The sequence below is a fragment of the Belnapia sp. AC561 genome, assembly GCF_979252845.1.
Genome location: NZ_CEEDBP010000031.1, coordinates 58,209 through 77,529, shown reverse-complemented (window position 1 = coordinate 77,529; position 19,321 = coordinate 58,209). Strand labels below are relative to the sequence as shown.

The 19,321-nt window shown below is 69.8% G+C and carries 21 protein-coding genes and 3 tRNA genes; 7 read left to right on the top strand and 17 right to left on the bottom strand.

What is annotated here, in order from left to right; translation table 11 throughout:
- Nucleotides 1-76: 76 nt before the first annotated feature.
- From AC0IW9_RS22040 to AC0IW9_RS22010, 7 genes are all read right to left on the bottom strand, one after another.
- A complete protein-coding gene (locus tag AC0IW9_RS22040; protein WP_471650452.1) occupies nt 77-850 on the bottom strand; it encodes a TatD family hydrolase in 774 nt (257 codons plus the stop codon).
- A 3-nt stretch (nt 851-853) separates the two neighbouring features.
- Nucleotides 854-2,380 (bottom strand): methionine--tRNA ligase, encoded by a 1,527-nt coding sequence (gene metG, locus AC0IW9_RS22035; protein ID WP_471650451.1) that lies wholly within the window; start codon nt 2,378-2,380, stop codon nt 854-856.
- Nucleotides 2,381-2,391: 11 nt separating this feature from the next.
- Nucleotides 2,392-3,402 (bottom strand): DNA polymerase III subunit delta', encoded by a 1,011-nt coding sequence (locus tag AC0IW9_RS22030; protein ID WP_471650450.1) that lies wholly within the window; start codon nt 3,400-3,402, stop codon nt 2,392-2,394.
- Nucleotides 3,399-4,013 (bottom strand): dTMP kinase, encoded by a 615-nt coding sequence (gene tmk / locus AC0IW9_RS22025; RefSeq protein WP_471650449.1) that lies wholly within the window; start codon nt 4,011-4,013, stop codon nt 3,399-3,401. The genes AC0IW9_RS22030 and tmk overlap by 4 nt, the downstream gene beginning before the upstream one ends.
- Nucleotides 4,013-5,281, bottom strand: coding sequence for a D-alanyl-D-alanine carboxypeptidase family protein (locus AC0IW9_RS22020; protein WP_471650448.1), 1,269 nt, complete (start codon nt 5,279-5,281; stop codon nt 4,013-4,015). Before AC0IW9_RS22020 ends, tmk begins: the two co-directional genes overlap by 1 nt.
- Before the next feature lie 126 nt (nt 5,282-5,407).
- Nucleotides 5,408-6,322 (bottom strand): RlpA-like double-psi beta-barrel domain-containing protein, encoded by a 915-nt coding sequence (locus AC0IW9_RS22015; RefSeq protein ID WP_471650447.1) that lies wholly within the window; start codon nt 6,320-6,322, stop codon nt 5,408-5,410.
- Nucleotides 6,319-7,281, bottom strand: coding sequence for a lytic murein transglycosylase (locus AC0IW9_RS22010; protein WP_471650446.1), 963 nt, complete (start codon nt 7,279-7,281; stop codon nt 6,319-6,321). The genes AC0IW9_RS22015 and AC0IW9_RS22010 overlap by 4 nt, the downstream gene beginning before the upstream one ends.
- A gap of 119 nt (nt 7,282-7,400) precedes the next feature.
- Here AC0IW9_RS22010 and AC0IW9_RS22005 point away from each other — a divergent pair, with 119 nt between their 5' ends.
- Nucleotides 7,401-8,801, top strand: a complete 1,401-nt coding sequence (locus AC0IW9_RS22005; RefSeq protein ID WP_471650445.1) for an MmgE/PrpD family protein — start codon at nt 7,401-7,403, stop codon at nt 8,799-8,801.
- Nucleotides 8,802-8,858: 57 nt separating this feature from the next.
- Here the strand turns inward: AC0IW9_RS22005 and AC0IW9_RS22000 are convergent, their stop codons facing one another.
- A complete protein-coding gene (locus AC0IW9_RS22000) occupies nt 8,859-9,854 on the bottom strand; it encodes a lipid A deacylase LpxR family protein (RefSeq protein ID WP_471650444.1) in 996 nt (331 codons plus the stop codon).
- Nucleotides 9,855-10,039: 185 nt separating this feature from the next.
- On the opposite strand from AC0IW9_RS22000, the gene AC0IW9_RS21995 reads away from it, so the two are divergent.
- Nucleotides 10,040-10,129: transfer RNA gene (locus AC0IW9_RS21995), tRNA-Ser, on the top strand.
- A 10-nt stretch (nt 10,130-10,139) separates the two neighbouring features.
- On the opposite strand, the gene AC0IW9_RS21990 is transcribed toward AC0IW9_RS21995, so the two are convergent.
- Nucleotides 10,140-11,309, bottom strand: coding sequence for a M20 aminoacylase family protein (locus AC0IW9_RS21990; protein WP_471650443.1), 1,170 nt, complete (start codon nt 11,307-11,309; stop codon nt 10,140-10,142).
- A gap of 176 nt (nt 11,310-11,485) precedes the next feature.
- Here AC0IW9_RS21990 and AC0IW9_RS21985 point away from each other — a divergent pair, with 176 nt between their 5' ends.
- Nucleotides 11,486-12,028 (top strand): GGDEF domain-containing protein, encoded by a 543-nt coding sequence (locus tag AC0IW9_RS21985; RefSeq protein ID WP_471650442.1) that lies wholly within the window; start codon nt 11,486-11,488, stop codon nt 12,026-12,028.
- 61 nt (nt 12,029-12,089) lie between these two features.
- Complete coding sequence (locus tag AC0IW9_RS21980) at nt 12,090-12,749, top strand: DsbA family oxidoreductase (RefSeq protein WP_471650441.1); 660 nt, start codon at nt 12,090-12,092, stop codon at nt 12,747-12,749.
- Nucleotides 12,750-12,758: 9 nt separating this feature from the next.
- On the opposite strand, the gene AC0IW9_RS21975 is transcribed toward AC0IW9_RS21980, so the two are convergent.
- Genes AC0IW9_RS21975 through AC0IW9_RS21965 form a run of 3 tightly spaced genes read right to left on the bottom strand, consistent with a single transcriptional unit; the run spans nt 12,759 to nt 15,073 of the window.
- Nucleotides 12,759-13,166: an aldo/keto reductase gene (locus AC0IW9_RS21975; RefSeq protein ID WP_471650440.1), complete on the bottom strand. Its 408-nt coding sequence runs from the start codon at nt 13,164-13,166 to the stop codon at nt 12,759-12,761.
- Nucleotides 13,133-13,765, bottom strand: coding sequence for an aldo/keto reductase (locus tag AC0IW9_RS21970; RefSeq protein ID WP_471650439.1), 633 nt, complete (start codon nt 13,763-13,765; stop codon nt 13,133-13,135). The genes AC0IW9_RS21975 and AC0IW9_RS21970 overlap by 34 nt, the downstream gene beginning before the upstream one ends.
- 45 nt (nt 13,766-13,810) lie before the next feature.
- Complete coding sequence (locus tag AC0IW9_RS21965; protein ID WP_471650438.1) at nt 13,811-15,073, bottom strand: D-amino acid dehydrogenase; 1,263 nt, start codon at nt 15,071-15,073, stop codon at nt 13,811-13,813.
- Between the two features lie 132 nt (nt 15,074-15,205).
- Between AC0IW9_RS21965 and AC0IW9_RS21960 the strand changes: the two genes are divergently transcribed.
- The 3 genes from AC0IW9_RS21960 to AC0IW9_RS21950 are packed head-to-tail and all read left to right on the top strand — an operon-like array spanning nt 15,206 to nt 17,063.
- Nucleotides 15,206-15,655 (top strand): Lrp/AsnC family transcriptional regulator, encoded by a 450-nt coding sequence (locus tag AC0IW9_RS21960; protein ID WP_471650437.1) that lies wholly within the window; start codon nt 15,206-15,208, stop codon nt 15,653-15,655.
- Nucleotides 15,652-16,194 carry an MOSC domain-containing protein gene (locus tag AC0IW9_RS21955; protein ID WP_471650436.1) on the top strand — a complete coding sequence of 181 codons (543 nt, stop codon included), beginning with the start codon at nt 15,652-15,654 and terminating at the stop codon, nt 16,192-16,194. The genes AC0IW9_RS21960 and AC0IW9_RS21955 overlap by 4 nt, the downstream gene beginning before the upstream one ends.
- A 2-nt stretch (nt 16,195-16,196) precedes the next feature.
- A complete protein-coding gene (locus AC0IW9_RS21950; RefSeq protein WP_471650435.1) occupies nt 16,197-17,063 on the top strand; it encodes an aldose 1-epimerase family protein in 867 nt (288 codons plus the stop codon).
- A 7-nt stretch (nt 17,064-17,070) separates the two neighbouring features.
- On the opposite strand, the gene AC0IW9_RS21945 is transcribed toward AC0IW9_RS21950, so the two are convergent.
- The 5 genes from AC0IW9_RS21945 to AC0IW9_RS21925 form a co-directional block, all read right to left on the bottom strand.
- Nucleotides 17,071-17,147: transfer RNA gene (locus tag AC0IW9_RS21945), tRNA-Arg, on the bottom strand.
- Nucleotides 17,148-17,155: 8 nt separating this feature from the next.
- Nucleotides 17,156-17,467: an ETC complex I subunit gene (locus AC0IW9_RS21940; RefSeq protein ID WP_471650434.1), complete on the bottom strand. Its 312-nt coding sequence runs from the start codon at nt 17,465-17,467 to the stop codon at nt 17,156-17,158.
- Nucleotides 17,468-17,489: 22 nt separating this feature from the next.
- Nucleotides 17,490-17,563: transfer RNA gene (locus AC0IW9_RS21935), tRNA-Pro, on the bottom strand.
- 39 nt (nt 17,564-17,602) lie between these two features.
- On the bottom strand, nt 17,603-18,625 hold the full coding sequence (locus tag AC0IW9_RS21930) for an amino acid ABC transporter substrate-binding protein (RefSeq protein ID WP_471650433.1): 1,023 nt from the start codon (nt 18,623-18,625) through the stop codon (nt 17,603-17,605).
- A 6-nt stretch (nt 18,626-18,631) separates the two neighbouring features.
- Nucleotides 18,632-19,312: an NIPSNAP family protein gene (locus AC0IW9_RS21925; protein ID WP_471650432.1), complete on the bottom strand. Its 681-nt coding sequence runs from the start codon at nt 19,310-19,312 to the stop codon at nt 18,632-18,634.
- Nucleotides 19,313-19,321: the final 9 nt, after the last annotated feature.

Genomic DNA, 19,321 nt, shown 5'->3' with positions numbered 1-19,321 from the left:
ACCGATAACTTCCTCCGTCTCTTCCCGAAGGCGGCCCGAGCCCCCGCAGCCGAGGATGGTGACGCGCAGCATGGGCTCAGGCCGCCTTCGGGAAGAGACGGAGGAAGTTATCGGTCGTCAGCGTCTCGACCTCGGCCGGGGTCAGGCCGCGGACCCCCGCCAGCACCTTGGCGGTATGCGCCACATAGGCCGGCTCGCAACGCTTCCCGCGCAGCGGCACCGGGGCGAGATAGGGGCTGTCGGTCTCGACCAGCAACCGGTCGGCGGGCACCTCCGCGGCGATGGCGCGGATCTCCGGCGACTTCGGGAAGGTCAGGATGCCGGAAAAGGATAGGTAGCCGCCCATCTCCACGGCCTGGCGCGCAAGATCGGCGCCGGAGGAGAAGCAATGCAGCAGGAAGGCGAAATCGCCGCCTGCGTCGCGCTCCTCCCGCAGGATGCGGATGATGTCCTCATCTGCCTGCCGCGCATGAATCGCCAGCGGCAGCCCGGCGGCGCGCGCCGCCCGGATATGCCGGCGGAAACCCTCCGCCTGCAGCTCACGCGGCGATTTGTCGTAGAAGTAGTCGAGACCGCTCTCGCCAATGCCGATGATGCGGGGATGGTCCGCCAGCGCGACCAATTCCTCGACCGTCGGCATCTCCCCTTCCCCGGCATTGTGCGGATGCACGCCGATGGTGCCCCAGACATCCGGGTAGCGTTCCGTCAGCGCCTTGACCGCCGGCGCCTGGGAGGCGCGCACCCCGATCGTGACCATCCGCCCGACCCCGGCGTTGCGGGCACGCTCGAGCAAGGCGTCGATCTCGGCCTCGGTGAAGTAATCGAGGTGGCAGTGGCTATCGACCAGCATCGTTTACGCCGTGACCTCGATCTTGCGGAACAGCGGTGCCGGCGGCGGCAGCATGGTGCCTTCCGGCAAGGGCTCCGCCAATGCGGCCAGCTGCCGCGCCTCGGCCGGCACGCCAAGCTGGTCCAGCATGGCGGCCATGGTGCCGGGCATGAAGGGCTGCAGCACCGTGGCAAAGATCCGCAGCGCGGTATGCAGGTGCCGCAGCACCACGGCCATGCGCATCAGATCGGTCTTCTTCAGCGCCCAGGGCTGCTGCCGGGTGATGTAGCCATTCGCCTCCCGCACCGCATGGAAGATCGTCTCCAGCGCGATGTGGTACTGCTGCGCGTCGAGCGACCTGCCCACCGCCTCCGGCAGCGCATCCAGCAGCGCGAAGAGCTCCGCATCCGCCTCGTTGCGCCCGGCTGCGATGGGCAGCTTGCCGTCGCAATTCCGCTGGATCAGCGACAGTGTCCGATTGGCCAGGTTCCCCAGCGTATCCGCCAGCTCGCCGTTCAGCCGCCCGATCATCGCCGACTTGGCGAAATCGCCGTCACTGCCGAAGGGCACTTCCCGCAGCAGGAAGTAGCGCACCGCATCCAGGCCGAATTCGTCGATCAGCGCGATGGGATCGATGACATTGCCCAGGCTCTTGCTGATCTTCTGCCCCTCGTTGGTCCACCAGCCATGCGCATAGACCCGCTTCGGCGGCGCGATGCCCGCCGCCTCGAGGAAGGCCGGCCAATAGATCGCGTGGAAGCGGACGATATCCTTGCCGACGAAATGCACATCGGCCGGCCAGAAGCGCCAGCGTTCGGCCCCGGTATCCGGATAGCCCGCCGCGGTGATGTAGTTTGTCAGCGCATCCAGCCAGACATACATCACATGCGCCGGGTCGCCCGGCACCGGCACGCCCCAGGTGAAGCTGGTGCGGCTGATGCTGAGGTCCTGCAAGCCGGATTTGACGAAGCTCATCACCTCGTTCCGGCGGGAGGCCGGGGCGATGAAGTCCGGGTTCCGCTCATAGAAGTCGAGCAGCCAGTCCTGCCACTTGGACAGCCGGAAGAAGTAGCTCGGCTCCTTCACCCAGGCGACCGGTGCGCCGCTCGGCGCATACTTCACCCCGTCGCGCTCGGTGAGCTCGTCCGGCCCATAGAAGGCCTCGTCGCGCACCGCGTACCAGCCCTCGTAGGCGCCGAGGTAGATCTCGTCGCGCGCGACGAGCTCCTGCCACAGCGCCTGGCAGGCCGCCTTGTGGCGAGGCTCCGTCGTGCGGATGAAGTCGTCGTTGGAGAAGCCCATGCGCTCCGCCAGGACGCGGAAGCTCTGGCTCACCTGGTCGGTGAAGGCCTGCGGGTCCATCCCGGCGTCCTGCGCCGCCTTCTCCACCTTCTGGCCATGCTCGTCGGTGCCGGTGAGGAAGAAGACCTCATGCCCGTCCAGCCGCTTCCACCGCGCCAGCACATCGGTGGCGAGCGAGGTATAGGCATGGCCGATATGCGGCTTGTCGTTGACGTAATAGATCGGGGTGGTCAGGTAGGTCGTGGGCATCGCTGCTTCTTTCAGCGGACGGAGAGCATCCCGAGGCCACTCAGGACGGCCTGCTTCCGGTCGAGGTTCAACCGCTCCGTCTCATCCGCGAGGCGGCCGAGCTTTTCCCACAGGGTGGACCACTCGGCAAGCGAACGCCCGGCGGTCCAGGGCGCGGGCACCCCACCCCGCGCCGCCGCCCGCAGCCCCGCCGCCAGCGCCCGGCGCAGCAGCGCCATGAAGGTCGTCAGCGCCGCGGCATCCCGCCGCGTGGTCACCCGATCGGCGATGTCATGCACCCGCCGCGGATCGAGCCGCGGCAGGCCGGCGAAGACTTCCTCCACCATGCCCTGCAGGGCCAGTCCCTCGCCCTCGGCCAGCAGCAGCGCCCGGCCCGGGCAGCCATCGGCGATACGCGCGAGCGCGATCCGGTCCGGCCCGCCCATCTCCGGCATCCAGCGGGTCAGCAGCCCCACCATCGCGGCCTCGGGCAGCGGCGCGAGGTCGAGCCGGCGGCAGCGGCTGCGGATGGTCGGCAGCAGCCGGTCCGGCGCCGCGCTGACCAGCAGCTGAACGGTGCGTGGCGGCGGCTCCTCCAGCGTCTTCAGCAGGATATTCGGCACCACCTCGCGCTCGGCCCGGTCGAGCTCATCGACCACGACCACGCGCCAGCCGCCCTCCGCCGCGGTCATCGCCATGAAGCGCACGGCGGCCCGGGCATCCTCGGCCCGCAGCACCTCCTTCTTGCCCTTCTCGCCGGTATTCGGCGCCATGGTGAAGAGGTCCGCATGCGCGGCGGCGGCGACCCGGCGGAAGACCGCATGGCTTTCGGGCAGAAACAGCGGCGTCTCCCCTGGCGGGCTCGGCGGCATCCCGGCCAGGAGCCAGCGGGCGAAGCGGAAGGCCAGCGTCGCCTTACCGACGCCGGTCGGGCCGGCGATCAGCCAGGCATGATGCATCCGCCCCGAAAGCGCTGCTTCCTCCAAGGTCCGGGCGGCATCGTCATGGCCGACCAGGTCGGCGGTCGTGCGCGGCTCGCTCATCGCCGGGCCTTGACCGCCTGCAGGATGGCGGCGGCGACGCCCTCCGGGCCATCCGTCGCATCGATCAGCACGCAGCGTCCCGGCTCGGCCGCGGCGATGGCCCGAAAGCCGTCGCGGATCCGGGCATGGAAGGCCGCATCCATGGCCTCGTAGCGATTGGCATCGCCCCGCGCGGCGGCCCGCGCCAGCCCTTCGGCGGCATCGATCTCCAGCACCAGGGTCAGGTCGGGCGCCAGCCCCTCCAGGGCCACCGCCGCCAGCGCGTCGAAGACCGCGCGCGGCACGCTCTGGCCGAAGCATTGATAGGCCAGGGTCGAATCGGCGAAGCGGTCGGAGACCACCCAGATCCCCGCCTCCAGCGCCGGCCGGATGGTCCGCGCCACATGCTCCCGCCGGGCGGCGAAATGCAGCATGCATTCGGCCACGCCATCCCAGGGCCCCTCGCCCAGCAGCACGCGGCGGATCGCCTCCGCCCCGGGCGCCCCGCCGGGCTCGCGCGTGCGCAGCACCGGAATGCCCTCGGCCGCCAGCGTCCGGGCGAGCCGCCGCGCCTGGGTGGACTTGCCCGCCCCCTCGCCGCCCTCGAGCGTGATGAAGCGGCCGCGCGCCATCAGCTGCCGGCGAACCAGCGGCCGATCACCGCCGGGATGCGCGGCAGCAGCCCGAGCCGCTCCACATCGGCCCCGGCGAAGAGCTCATGCTCCGCCCCCGCCATGCCCTGGCCGGAGACGACCAGCGCCCCGAGCTTCTGCCCCTTCAGCACCGGCGCCGCGACCGGCTGGTCGTAGCGCACCCGCACCTGCATCCGCTGCCGCCACGCCTTCGGCATGGTCACCACCAGGTCGCGCCCGCCGACCAGCGGCACCGTCGGCTTCTCGCCCAGATGCACCGGCACTTCCTGCACCACCTCGGCGGCGCGGAAGAGCACGACATTCTCGAATTCGCGGAAGCCCCACTCCATCAACCGCTCGCTCTCCTCGCCACGCGCCTTCATGCTGGGCAGGCCGTTGAAGACCAAGATGAGGCGGCGGTCGCCGCGCTTGGCGCTGGCGGTCAGGCCATAGCCGGCCTCCTCGGTATGGCCGGTCTTGAGCCCATCGGCGCCGGGCACCTTGGACAGCGCGGGGTTACGGTTCTCCTGGGTGATGCCGTTCCAGGTGAAGCTGCGCTCGTTGTAGTACTTATAGTAGTCCGGGAAGTCGGTGATGATCCGCCGCGCCAGGGTCGCCAGATCGGCGCAGGTCATGCGGTGCTCCGGGTCGGGCCAGCCGGTCGCGTTGCGGAAATTGCTGCTGGTCAGCCCGATCTCCTTCGCCTTGGCATTCATCGCCTCGGCGAACTGCTGCTCGGAGCCCGAGATCCCTTCCGCCAGCACCACGCAGGCATCGTTGCCCGACTGCACGATGACGCCGCGGATCAGCGATTCGACCGGGATCGTACTGCCGATCTGGACGAACATCTTGCTGCCCTGCATCCGCCAGGCGCGCTCGCTGACCGGCAGCTCCTGGTCGAGCTTCAGCCGGCCGGCCTTCAGCATCGAGAAGACCATGTACATGGTCATCAGCTTCGACATCGAGGATGGCGGCATCCGCTCATCGGCATTCTTGCTCAGCAGCACCTCACGGGTATCGGCATCGATGATCAGCGCCTGGCGGGCGATGGTATCGAAGGGGCCGAGCGGCGTGGTCGCCGGCGTCGGCGCCGGGCCCGCCGGGACGCGCGGAGCGCCGGGGCGCGGTGCCGCCGGACGAGACTGCGCCATGGCCGGCATGCTGATGGGCAGGCTGGCGGTGGTCAGCGCCGCGGCGGCCGGCAGCAGCAGGCTGCGGCGGCCGGCACCCGCAGTAGTGGATCCCGATTGGGCAGGGCGGGATGGCATGGCTGGCGAACTCCGGTGGGCGGCTGCATCGCATAAGGCGCCGCAGCATAGCCGCTCAAGGGCTTGTGCGCAGGAGGAGAATTGAAACCCGCCGGGCCTTTGCCGGCAGGTGTTGCGACGCTGTGGCTACTCGACCAGCAGCCGCGCCTCGGGCAGCCCGGCCTGCAGCACGGCGCCCAGGGCGCGATCGGCCGCCTCCAGGTTCTGGTAAGGCCCGAGCCGCACCCGGAACTGCGGCTGCCGCCCGACCCCGAAGGGCTCGACCCGCGCCTGCAGCCCGGCCAGCCGTGCTGCCTGGCGTTGGGCCAGGTCGCGGCGGAAGAAATTCCCCGCCTCGATCAGCAGGCGCCCTGGCCGGGCTGAGCCCATCGTCGCCTGCTCCGGCAGCGGGTCGGGCGGCAGCGCCGGGTCGCTCTCGGCCACCGTCTCCGCCTGGATCCGCGCCGGAGCCTGGCGGATGCGCTGGCTGTCGCGTGCCCCGGGCAAGGGCGCCAGGGCTTCGGTCTCCACCGCCGCCCGCGGTACCGCCGCCATGGCCGGCCCGCTGGCCTCCGCACTCGGCAGTGCCCGCGCCAGGGCTTGGCTCGGCGCCGCGTCCACCCGGATGCGCACCTGCGCCGCACCACCAGCCGGGATCTCGAGAAGCTGCGCCGCCCGCGGCGACAGGCCGAGGATCCGCCCCGGCTGCACCGGCCCGCGGTCGTTCACCCGGATCCGCAGTTCCCGCCCGTTCTCCAGGTTCTGGACGGAGAGGATGACCGGAAGCTGCAAGGTGCGATGCGCCCCCACCAGCCGGTCCGGGTCGAAGACCTCGCCATTGGCGGTCCGCCGGCCGCGCCCGCCGCGGGGCAGCACCGTGGCGATGCCGCTCTCGTCCAGCCCGAAATCCTCCTTCGGATAGGACCAGACACCGCCCATGACATAGGGCTGGCCGAGCATGTAGCGCGCCGCCGGCTGGGACGGTGGTGCGGCCGGCCGGTTGCAGCCGGCCGCCAGCAGCGCCAGCAGCAGCGCCGCCATCCCGGCCGCCGGCTGCCTCACCCGAAGTTATCCGAGAGCAGCCCGACCGCCAGCGCGTAGTTGATCGGCGGATTGTAGCGCCGGATGACGCGGAAATTCTGATGGCAGAGGAAAAGCTGTCCATTCCCGTTGCGCGGCAGCACCACCGCGGTCTCGATCTCGGAGGTCGGCAGCGGCCCGCCATCGGCCCGGCGGAAGCCCTGGCGGCTCCAGTCGCGCAGCGGCCGCTTGGTCTCGGTATCGGCGCGTTCCGGGTCGAAGCCCGGCGGCGGCTGCACCGCCTGGCCCCAGGGCTCCTCGTCCCGCCAGCCGCTGCGGGCCAGGTAGTTGCCGATCGAGGCCAGGGCATCGGCGCGGCTGTCCCAGATGTCGCGCCGCCCGTCGCCATCGAAATCCACCGCCAGTCGCTCGAAGTTGGACGGCATGAACTGCGGCTGCCCCATGGCCCCCGCCCAGCTCCCGCGCATCCGTGCCGGGGTGACATGGCCACCCTCGAGCACCCGCAGCGCGGCGATCAGCTCGGTGCGGAAATAGGCCGAGCGGCGGCCGTCCCAGGCCAGCGTCGCCAGCGCCTCGATCACCCCGAAGCCGCCGGTATTGGTGCCGAAATTCGTCTCCATCCCCCAGATGGCGACGATCACCCGCGGGTCCACGCGGTAGCGGGTGCCGATGGCCGAAAGCAGGCTGCGGCTTTCGCCGTAGTTGCGCCGGCCATTGTCGATCCGGGTCTGGGAGACGATGCGGTCGCGGTACTGCTCCCAGCTCAGCGAGCCCTCGGGCTGCTTGCGGTCCAGCTCCAGCACCCGGTCGTTCGGCCGGACGCCGGTCAGCGCCCTTTGCAGGGTACCGGCGGAGACCCCGGCACGCCGGGCATCGGCCCGGACCCCGTCGAGGAAGCCATCGAACCCCCCGGCGGCGGCCATTGCGGGGGTGGCCACCAAGGCCGCGGGAATCGTCAGGAACAGGCGGCGATCGAGCATGGCGGACAGGTGCCATGGCCCCGGCCCCACTGCAACCACCACGTGCGGGTCTTGGAAGCACCGCCCAGGATGCTTAGGATCGCCCGACTTGAACAGTCGACTTACCTTGGGGAAACGCCATGGCCGCCGTCACCGAAACCATCGCCGCCTATTGCGCCTCGCTCGATTTCGCGACCCTGCCGCCCGAGGTGCAGGAGCGCACCCGCTACCTAGTGCTCGACCTGGTCGGCAACATCGTCCGCGGCCGCCACGATGCGGAAAGCACCCCGGCCCTGCTTGCCATGGTCCGCGCGCTGGGTCTCGCCGCCGGCGGCTCTGCCGTGCTGGGCGACAGCGCCCGCTATACCCCGGCCGGTGCTGCGTTGCTGAATGGCGCCCTGGCCCATAGCCTGGACTTCGACGACACCCATGCCGCCGGCACCCTGCACCCGGGCGCCCCGGTCATTCCCGCCGCGCTGGCCGCCGCCGAGATGGTTGGCGCCGATGGCCGCACCGTGCTCTCGGCCATCGTCGCTGGCTACGAGGTGACCTGCCGCCTCGCGCTGGCCCTGCCCGGCGGCGACCACTACGACCGCGGCTACCACCCGACCGCCACCTGCGGCGCCTTCGGTGCCGCCGCCGCCGCCGCCCGGGTCTTCGGCCTGGATGCCAAGGGCACGCAGGACGCCTTCGGCATCGCCCTGTCCCAGGCCGCCGGCAGCCTGCAGTTCCTCGCCAATGGTGCCTGGACCAAGCGCTTCCAGGTCGGCTGGAGCGCGATGAATGGCCTCGCCGCCGCCACCCTGGCGCGCGAAGGCTTCCGTGGCGCCGCCGAGGCCTTCGAAGGCAAGGCGGGTTTCCTCCGCGCCTATGCGCCGAACCCGACGCCCGAGCGCGCCCTGCAGGGCCTCGGCCATCAGTTCGAGCTGATGAACACCGCGGTGAAGCCCTATCCCTCCTGCCGCTACGGCCATGCCTCGGTCGATGCCGCCATCGCGCTGCGCGCCGAGCTGGACCTGAAGCCGGAGGAGATCGAGTCCGTGACCATGGGGCTGCCGAACAAGGGCATGCTGCTGGTCGGCGCCCCGCTGGCCTACAAGCAGAACCCGCAGAATGTCGTCGATGGCCAGTTCAGCGGGCCCTTCGTCGTCGCCTGCGGCCTAGTGCATGGCCACATGGGCTGGGACAGCTATGCCCACCTGACCGATCCGGTGGTCCGCTCCATCCTGCCCAAGGTGAACTGCGTGGAGGACCCGGAGGTCCAGGCCCTGTTCCCCGAGTACATGTCCGGCAAGCTCACCGTCCGTGCCCGCGGCCAGGATCATGTCCGCATGATCCGCATCGCCAAGGGCGAGCCGGAGAACTTCCTGACCGAGGCTGAGCTGCGCGCCAAATTCCACGGCCTGGTGGATGCGGTGCTCGGCCGCGACCGGGCGATCCAGCTGGCCGATGCGGTCATCGGCCTCGAGCGTTCGGGGGATGTGAATGCGCTGATGCGGCTCGGTGCACCGCTGATGGCCGCCCGCCTCGCCGGCGAGTAGGCACGGAAAAGGCCGGGGAGGCATCGCCTCCCCGGCCTTTTCAGAACTGCGGCGAGGTCAGAAGGAAATCGAGAGCGACAGCGCCCCGAAGATGAATTCCTTCTTCTGGCCGACATACTCCTTGCTGCGGAAGTCCTGGGTATAGGCCAGCCGCACATTGTGCCAGAAGACCGCCCCGCCGAGTTCCAGGTCGCCGACGAAGGGCCGGTGATCGACCGAGCGGCTGTCGCGGTAGGTATTGCCATCCAGGGTGATGTCCCGCGCCACCGCACGGCCGCCCGCCCCGGCGAACAGGTACCAGCCGAAGCCCTCGCCCACCGGCGCTGGGCTATCGGCGATGGTCGGGCGGATGCGCGGCGCGCCGAAGTCACGGTCCAATCCCTGGCCAATCCGGACGCGGGCGCCGAGCCCGGCATAGGTCTGGATGGTGCCCGCCGACAGGGTCAGGGTCGGCAGCGCATCCACCGCCAGCCCGGCCGGCAACGCCAGCAGCTGTTCCCGCCAGGTCCGGTCATAGGTCAGGTTGAAGACAGGCTCGTCATGGATCTGGTAGTTCCAGCCCCGGGCCTGCCGGTCGCCGATCAGCGAATGGACGATGTCCTGGGTCTGCCGGGCGAGCGAGGTCGGCCCGACCACGCCGAAGGTGAAGCTGAAGCGATCGAGCGTGGTCTGCGTCCGCCGGTCGAGCGAGACCTCCCCGTACAGTAGCCCGGCATAGGGCCGGTCGCGCGGATCCGGGTCGCGCAGGCGCTTGTTGATCGGCGTGTACATGTTCTGGCCGAGCGCGAAGCCCCAACGGCTGCGGGCCGGGCCGAACAGCTCCGCCAGCGCCCGGTCGAGCGAGGCCATGGGCCCCGGCAGCTGGTCTTCCGCCGAGCTGTAGGAGAAGCGGGCGCCGTTGGTATAGAAGCGGTCCGTATTGCGACCATAGGTATCGTTCTCGGAGACGATGCTGACCGCGGCGCGCCGATCGGGCGCCGGCAGGTCCTGCGCCAGCGCGGGGCCGGCCGCGAGCAGGCCGAGAGAAAAGGCAAAGGCAGCGGTTCGGGTCATGGCATCCTTCCCCATCAACCGCCAATTCGGTCAGGTCCGGTGACCCAATGTTAGCGGAGGATTCAGTCTTAGGTCTATTCCGCCGGCTGTGACAGCGGCGTGATCACAAGCCCGTTGGGCCCGGTCCGCCGTGGCGCGGCAGGGCGGTTCCAGCCCTGCCGCACGCGTGGTAGGACCGGCCCCAGGGATGGGTGGCCGAGCGGTTTAAGGCACCGGTCTTGAAAACCGGCGTGGGTGCAAGCCCACCGTGGGTTCGAATCCCACCCCATCCGCCAGCAGGCGCCCTTACCCCACCTGGCCGCGCGGCAGTTCCCGCTCGACCACCCGCGCCAGCAGCGCCGCCCCATAGGGGATCGCCTCGTCGTTGAAGTTGTAATGCTGGTTGTGGACCGAGGCGCTGTCGCCATTGCCCACATGCAGATAGGCGCCGGGCACCTGCTGCATCATGAAGCTGAAATCCTCCGAGCCCATGCCCGGCTGGTTGGTCCGCGTGACCTTGTCCTCGCCGACCAGCTCGGCCGCCGCCGCGGCGAAGCGTTCGGTCTGCTCCGGCGCATTGACGGTGGGGGCGAAGATCAGCCGGAAGTCCAGGCGGGCGGTGGCGCCGAAGCCGGCCGCGACCCCCTCGGCCACCCGCTGCAGGCCGGTCTCGATCTGCACCCGCGCCTTGTCCGAGAAGAATCGCGCGGTGCCCGAGATCGTCGCGAATTGCGGGATGATGTTGTAGGCATCGCCGCCCGAGATCTTGGTTACGCTCACCACCGCCGTATCCATCGGCGAGACGGTGCGGGAGACGATGCTCTGCAGCGCCGCGGTGATGTGGCAGGCCGCCAGCACGGGGTCGATCCCCGCCTCCGGCCGCGCCCCATGCGAGCCCTTCCCTTCCACGGTGATGTCGAAGAAGGCGCCGCCGGCCGCGGTCGGCCCGCTCCGGATGGCGTATTGCCCGACCGGCAGGCCCGGCCGGTTGTGCATGGCGAAGATCTGGTTGCAGGGGAAGCGCTCGAACAGCCCGTCCTTCAGCATGGCTAGGGCCCCGCCGCAGCCTTCCTCGCCCGGCTGGAAGATGAAATTCACCGTGCCGTTGAAGGCCCGGGTTTCCGCCAGGTAGCGCGCCGCGCCCAGCAGCATGGTGGTATGGCCGTCATGGCCGCAGGCATGCATCCGGCCGCCGGCGGTGCTCCGGTAGGGCAGGTCGTTGGCCTCCTCCATCGGCAGCGCATCCATGTCGGCGCGCAGGCCGATCGCCTGCTCCCCGTTGCCGGAGCGCAGCACGCCGACCACCCCGGTGCCGCCGACCCCGCGATGCACCTCGATGCCCCATTCCTCCAGCTTCCGCGCAACGATCTCCGCCGTGCGGTGTTCCTCCATCCCGAGCTCGGGATGCGCGTGCAGATCCTGGCGGATCGCGGCGAGTTCGCCCTGGACGCGAGTGATGGCTTCGAAGGCGGACATGGCGGCTCCTGCGGCGCGGGGGCCGGCAGGAGACAGGTTCGGGCGGCGGGAGACAAGGGGCCGCGTGGCACCTGGCCCGGTTCACAAGCCCGAATGGGTTAATCAGGCGGCAATCGCAATGCAGAAGATAGGCAGCACGACGCTGATCGTGCCACGAGGATTCCCCAGACCATGCCATGCCCGCGATGAGCGATTCCTCCGAGGGTCGGGAGTCCGACCAGCATCGGGATCCACTGACCGGTGCCGTCACCGAACCGGCCCTGCTGCGTTTCCTCGAGGCGGTGCTGGGCATGACGGAGACCAATGGCCCCCGGGTCGGCATGCTCTGCCTCGAGATCGACGGGCTCGAGGCGCTGGAGGTCCATCATGGCCTGGTGGTGCGGAATGCGGTGCTGCTGGGCGTCGCCGACCGGATGCATGAGAAGGTGCGGATCCAGGACCTTGTGGGCCGCGTCGATAGCGGCTTCGGCATCTGCCTAGCCGAGATCTTCCCCGCCCAGGCGCTGAATGCCGCGGAACGGCTGGCCCGGGCGGTCCGCCGCAGCCCCATCCCGACCCCGGTCGGTGCCCTGCCGCTGACCTGCAGCATCGGCCTGGTGCTGAGCAGCGGCGCCGGCGAGACCGGGCCGGAGCTGCTGGCCCAGGCCCGGATGCTGCGCGACGCGGCCCGGAAGGCCGGCGGCGACGGGGTGATGAGCGCGCTGCCGCCGGATCCGTGATCGAGCCGGTTTTTGCTGTGCGGCATCGCCCAAAGCCCGCGGCTTGGCCTATGGTGCGCTGGTGAACCTGCTCTCCCCGCCCCGCGCCCGCCTGCCGATCGAGGTCGTCTTCGACCTCGTCTGCCCCTGGTGCTTCCTCGGCATCCGCCGGCTGCGCCGGACCCTGCGGGCACGCCCGGATGTCGCGGCCGAGCTGCTCTGGCGGCCCTTTCTGCTGAACCCGGACCTGGCCCCGCAGGGCGTGCCGCGGCAGGACTACCTCGTGCGCAAATTCGGCGGTGAGGACCGTGCCCGCCGCCTGCACGGCACCATCGCCGAGCTGGGCCGGGCGGAGGGCATCGACTTCCGCTTCGACCGCATCCGCCGGGTGCCGCATTCGCTGGATGCGCATCGGCTGGTCCGCTGGGCCGGGCGCTTCGGCGCCGCCGACCCGATGGTGGAGGCGATCTTCGAGGCCTATTTCACCGAGGGCGCCGATATCGGCGACCACCACGTGCTGGCCGCCATCGTCAATCACCAGGGGCTGGACGGCGCCCTCGCCCGCCGCTTCCTCGCCACCGTGGCGGAGGTGGAGGCGGTCCACGCCGACAACCTCCGCGCCCATCGCCTGGGCATCAACGGCGTGCCCTGCTTCGTCATCGCCGGCCGCAGCGCCATCGCCGGGGCGCAGGAGCCGGAAGTGCTGGAACGGCTCCTCGACGTCGCCCTGGTCGAGAGCTAGCTCCGGGAGCTAGCGCGCCGCCACCCGCCCCTCGATCGCGTATTGCGGGTCGTTGTAGCCCGGCGTCGAGGGATGCCCGGGCGAGACCAGCCGGTCCACCAGCGCCTCGTCCGCCGCGGTGAAGCGATAGGCCAGCGCCGCCAGATAATCGTCCAGATGCGCCTCGGTCCGCGGGCCGACGATGGTCCCGGTGATGAGCGTGTTGTTCAGCACCCAACCAATGGCGAAATGTGCCGCGGTCGTCCCCACCGACTCGGCATGCGTGCGGATGGTTTGAGCGATCTCGATCGACTCGGGTCGCAGCTCGGTTTCCAGCATGCGCTTGTCCTGCCGCGCCGCACGGCTGCCTGCCTCGGGTGCTTCGCCCGGGCGGTACTTGGCGGTCAGCACGCCGCGCGCCAGCGGGCTATAGGGCACGACACCAGGCCATAGTGGATCGCTGCCGGGATCTGCTCGACCTCGGGCTGGCGGTTCATGGCGTTGTAATAGGGCTGGGAGACGATAGGCCGGTCGATGCCCTCCGTGTCGCAGAGGCGGCAGATCTCGGCGATCCGCCATGAGCGGTAGTTGGAAACGCCGAAATGCCGGATCTTCCCGGCCCTGACCAGGTCCGCCAGGGCGCGTACCGTCGTCTCCAGCGGCGTCCCATGATCCTCCTTGTGCAGGTACAGGATGTCGATGAAGTCGGTGCCCAGGCGCGTCAGGCAGGCTTCCGTCCCCTGCACCACCCATTTGCGGGACAGGCCACCCTCGTTCGGCCCCTTTCCGACTCGGTTCGCTATTTTGGTGGCCAGGATCCAGGCATGGCGATTGGCGGCGATTGCCGCACCGGTGACCTCCTCCGAGCGGCCGGCGTTGTAGCCATCCGCGGTGTCGATGAAATTGATGCCTGAATCCATGGCCTTGACGATCAGGCGAGTGCTGGTCGCGGCGTCGGTCGGGCCGCCGAACATCATGGTGCCGAGACAGAACCGGCTCACCTTCATTCCGCTTCGGCCGAGCGTCCGGTAATCCATAAAAAACCTTTCTTATCAATGGGGTAAACTGCTCGACTCAGCGATTCATTGCGAGACTGAATACCGAGTCAGGGATAGGTCATGGCTGTCTATATCCGGCTTCAGGCCGGTGACGAGGTCCGCCAGCAACCGTCCGCTGCCGCAGGCCATGGTCCAGCCCAGGGTACCATGGCCGGTATTGAGGTGGAGGTTGCGGTAGCGGGTCGGGCCGACCACCGGCGTGCCATCCGGCGTCATCGGCCGCAGACCGGTCCAGAAGCTGGCCTGCGCGATATCCCCGCCCTTCGGGAACAGATCGCCCACCGAATGGGCCAGGGTCTCCCGGCGAGGCTTCCGCAGCTTCAGCGAGAAGCCGGCCAGCTCCGCCGTGCCGCCCACCCGGATGCGGTCGCCGAGCCGCGTGATCGCCACCTTGAAGGTCTCATCCATCACGGTGGACACCGGCGCTGCGGATTCATCGGTGATCGGCAGGGTCAGCGAGTAGCCCTTCACCGGATAGACCGGCACGGCGACGCCCAGCGGCCGCAGCAGGGCGGTCGAATAGCTGCCCATGGCGACGACATAGCCATCCGCCGTCACCTTCCCCTGGTCGGTCACCACGCCGCTGATCCGGTCGCCCTCGGTCTCCAGCCGCTGGATCGTCACGCCATGGCGGAAGACCACCCCGGCCTCGGCGGCCAGGGCCGCCAGCCGCTGGGTGAAGACATGGGCATCCCCGGTCTCGTCGCCCGGCAGGCGCAACCCGCCGACATACTTGCCCGCCACCAGTGCCAGGGCCGGCTCGGCCCCGACGCAGCCGGCCGGATCCAGCAGCTCATAGGGGACCTTGAAGGCATCCAGCACCGCGGTATCCCCGCCCACGGCGTCGAGCTGCTTCTGCGTGCGGAACAGCTGCAGGGTGCCCTGGGTGCGCTGGTCATAGGCGATCCCGGTCTCGTCCCGCAGGTCGCGCAGGCAATCCCGGCTGTATTCCGCCAGCCGCACCATCCGCGCCTTGTTGGTCGCATAGGCCTCCTCGGTGCAATTCGCCAGCATCCGGGCGAGCCAGGGATAGAGGCCGCCATTGGCCTGCGGCCAGAAGACCAATGGCCGGTGCCGCATCATCAGCCACTTCAGCGCCTTCACCGGAATGCCAGGGCCCGCCCAGGGGGCGGAATAGCCCGGCGAGACCTGGCCCGCATTGGCGAAGCTGGTCTCGAGCCCGGCGGCCGGCTGGCGATCCAACACCGTCACCTCATGCCCGGCCCGCGCGAGGTACCAGGCGCTGGTCACCCCGACCACGCCACTGCCCAGGATCACCACGCGCATCGCCATCTCCATCATGTCGGGTATCGGTCAGGGTATGGGGCAAGCTCTGCGAATTTCACGCCAGACAGCCGCAGGGGCTGCGCAAGCCACCGCTTCTGCCGCATGATCTGCGTGAATTTCGCAGATAATTCGATGCAGTCCCTGGACGATACCGACCGCCTGATGATCCGCCTGCTCCGCACCGACGGGCGGATGAGCAATGCCGCCCTGGCGGAGGCGATCGGGCTCTCCGCCTCGGCCTGCCTGCGCCGGTTGCGGCTGTTGGAGCATCGCGGGGTGATCCGCGGCTATACCGCCCTGGTCGAGGACCCCTCCCCCCGCGACGGCACCGTGGTCATCGTCCAGATCACCCTGGAACGGCAGACCGACGAGCACCTGAAGCGTTTCGAGGCCGCCGTGCGGGGCTGTCCCGAGGTGCGGGAATGCTACCTGATGACCGGCATCGCCGATTACCTGCTGCGGGTGGAAGCCCGCGACGCGGCAGATTATGAGCGGATCCACAAGGAGGCGCTGTCGCGGATGCCCGGGGTCGCCCGCATCCAGTCGAGCTTCGCCATCCGCACGGTGATCAGGGGGGCATGATGGGACAGGTCGTAGCCGTGGCATTGGATGGCAGGCATCGCTTCGCCAAGCCCCTGGCGGACCGCATCACCCTGCTGGAGGGTCTCGGCGTCGAGGGCGACGCCCATGCCGGGGTCACGGTGAAGCACCGCTCCCGCGTCGCCCGCGACCCCAGCCAGCCGAACCTGCGCCAGGTCCATCTCCTCCAGTCGGAGCTTTTCGAGGCCGTGGCCGCCGCCGGCTTCCCGGTCACCCCGGGCGAGCTGGGCGAGAACGTCACCACCCGCGGCCTGGACCTGCTCGCCCTGCCCACCGGGACCCGCCTGCGGCTTGGCGCCGAGGCCATCGTCGAGGTCACCGGCCTGCGCAACCCCTGCAGCCAAATCGAGCGCTGGCAGCCCGGCCTGCTGGCCCAGGTGCTGGACCGCGACGCCGCCGGCCGGCTGGTGCGGAAGGCCGGGGTCATGGCCGTGGTCCTGGCCGGTGGCCCGGTGCGCCCCGGCGATGCGATCGCCGTCACGCTGCCGCCCCCGCCCCACCGCCCGCTGGAGCCGGTCTGAGCATGGCCCGCATCCGCATCGCCAGCCCGGCGCTGACCGCGGAGATCGACCCTGCCGGGGCGGAGCTGAGCCTGCTGCGCGACGCATCCGGCCGAGATTACCTCTGGGATGCCGGCCCGGCCTGGCCGCGCCATTCGCCGGTGCTGTTTCCCATCGTCGGCAAGCTCGCCGGCGACGCCTATCGCCACGCCGGCCGGACCTATCCCCTGCGCCAGCATGGCTTCGCCCGCGACCGCGACTTCACCCTGATCGCCGAGGCGGGAAACCACTGCGCCTTCCGGCTGGAAGACGACGCCGCCACGCGGGAAGTCTATCCCTTCCGCTTCGCGCTGGAGATCCACTACCGCCTCGAGGACAGCCGCCTCGCCGTGGACTATCACCTGACCAATCCGGCCGGGACCGCGCTGCCCGCCTCGCTCGGCGCCCATCCGGCCTTCCGCTGGCCCCTGCCCGGCAGCAACGGCGCCCCGCATGCCATCGAGTTCGAGGTCCCCGAGCCCGCCCCAGTCCGGCGCCTCGCCCAGGGCCTGCTGCGGGCCCGGTCCGAGCCCAGCCCGGTCCAGGACCGCCGGCTCGACCTCACGGATGATCTTTTCGCCGCCGATGCGCTGATCCTCGACCGGATCGCCAGCCGCCGCCTGGACTATGGCCCGCCGGGGACGCCCGGGCTCCGCTTCGGCTTCCATGGCTTCGACGTGCTCGGGCTCTGGTCCAGGCCCGGCGCCGGCTTTCTCTGCATCGAGCCCTGGTGCGGCTTCCACAGCCCCGAGGGCTGGGAGGGCGACATCGCCGACAAGCCCGGCATGCTCTCGGTCCCGCCCGGCGGGCGCTTCAGCGCCGGCTGGACGGTGGACCTGCCCCCGCGCTGAAGGCGGGTGGCGCGCCCGGCAGGGTTCGAACCTGCGGCATCGCGCTTAGAAGGCGCGTGCTCTATCCAGCTGAGCTACGGGCGCAAGCTCAATCAATGGGTCCAGTTGTCGGTCCGGCCGAAGCGGAAGTTGTCGGCATAGACCTTGGCCTTGATCCGGACCGGCTTCGGCTCCTCGACCTCATAGGCCAGGCCATGCGCCTCGGCATAGGCGATGGCGTCTTCCCTGGTGTTGAAATGCAGGCTGACCTGGGCATTGGTATCGCCCGAGCCGGCCCAGCCCATCAGCGGGTCCAGCCGCTGGCGCTCGCCCGGCTCGAAGGCCAGGGTCCAGCCCTGGGAGCGTCCCCGGCCGGATTGCATGGCGCTGCGGGGCACGACGAAGATTCGGGCAAGCTGCGGCATGCGGATGTCCCAGTTCAAGGTATCGGGGCGAGAGGATTCGAACCTCCGACCCTCTGCTCCCAAAGCAGATGCGCTACCAGACTGCGCCACGCCCCGACCGGGGCGCAAACTAGGCGCGGCGCCGCGCATCCAATCCTACCGCATCGGCCAGGAGTACATCAGCCCGCCCTCGGTCCAGAGCCGGTTCAGACCCCGGTCCAACCCGATCGCGGTCTTCGGGCCGAGGTGCCGCTCGAACAGCTCCCCGTAATTCCCGATGGCCTTGATGACGTTCAGCGCCCAGGCCGGGTCCAGCTTCAGCGCATTGCCCAGCAAGGGATCGGTGCCGACCAGCCGGCGGATATCCGGGTTGGGGCTGGCCTTCATCGCCTCGAGGTTGGTGCTGTTGACCCCCAGCTCCTCGGCCTGGATCAGCGCCGAGACGGTCCAGCGCACCACGTCGAACCATTCCTGGTCGTCGCGGCGGACCACCGGGCCATAGGGCTCCTTGCTGAAGCGCTCCGGCAGGATGACGAAATTGCCCGGCTGCTGGAACTGGCTGCGCAGCGCCGCCAGCTGGGTCGCATCCGTGCCGATGGCGTCGCACCGCCCTGCCTGCAGGGAGGTCGCGTTGTCCTGCATCCGCTCCTGCAGCAGCGGGGTGAAGCGCAGGTTGTTGCTGCGGAACCAGTCGGCGGTCACCAGCTCGTTCGTCGTCCCGGGCGAGAGGCAGATGGTCATGCCATCCATCCCCTTCGGCTCGGTGACCCCGGCATCCTTGCGGACCATGAAGCCGTGGCCGTCGTAGAGGTTCACCGTGACCATCCGCAGGCCGAGCGAGGTGTCGCGCGACATGGTCAGGGTGGTCTGGCGGATCAGCACGTCGATCTCGCCCGATTGCAGCGCGGTGAAGCGCTGCACCGCGGTCAGCGGGACGAAGCGGACCTTGGCCGGGTCGCCGAACATCGCCGCGGCGAGGCCGCGGCAGAGATCGGCATCCATGCCGCGCCAGGTGCCCTGGCTATCCGGCAGGGAGAAGCCGGCGACGCCGACATTCACGCCGCAGATCAGCGTCCCGCGCGCCTTGATGGCATCGAAGGTCTGCCCGGCCTGCGCCGGCACGCCGGAGGCAAGGCCGAGCGCCACCGCGGCGCCGAGGAGAAGCCCTTTGAAGGACATGGCGTCCTACCGGATCGGCGAATTGGCGGTCGGCTTCAGCAGCATCGTGGTCTGCTGCTTCAGCGCGCCCAGCGCACCCGTCGCCTTCTGGAACTCGGCCCAGCCCGGGTCGGCCATCATCGCTGTGCGGCGGCGGTCGCGGTCGGCCATGGAGCTATAGGCCCAGGCGAAGACCGCCTGGTTGATCGGCCCGCATTCCGTCACGCCGAACCACAGCAGCTGCCCCAGCATCCGGTCCTGCACCGGCTTGCCCAGCTTCTCATAGGCATCGATCCAGGCATTCGCCTTGCCCGGATGGAAGTCGTAGGTGCGGTGGTCGACGAACATGCCGGTGCCCTCGAGCTTGCGCTCGAAGGGCTGGCCGACCTTCTGCAGCGGCGAGAAGGGCACGGTCTTGATGAGCTTGGCTTCCTGCATCATCAGCGCGTTCAGCGGCCGCGTCTCGGCCAGGAAGCGCTGCCACTCCGGGTCGGCATCGCGCCGGCCCATCCCCGCCTCGCGCTCGTCGATGTCGTCGAAGCCGCGGACAAACAGCACCCGGTTGATCTGGCCGAACTCGACCGTGAACATGCCGATCAGCGGCGTCAGCGTGCGGGAGGAAGCCGGGCCGCCGATCTCGGCATAGGCCTTCAGCCAGCCGGGCAGCTTGCCGGGATGCGCGGTATACATGCGCTGTTCGAGAAACATGGGATTTCC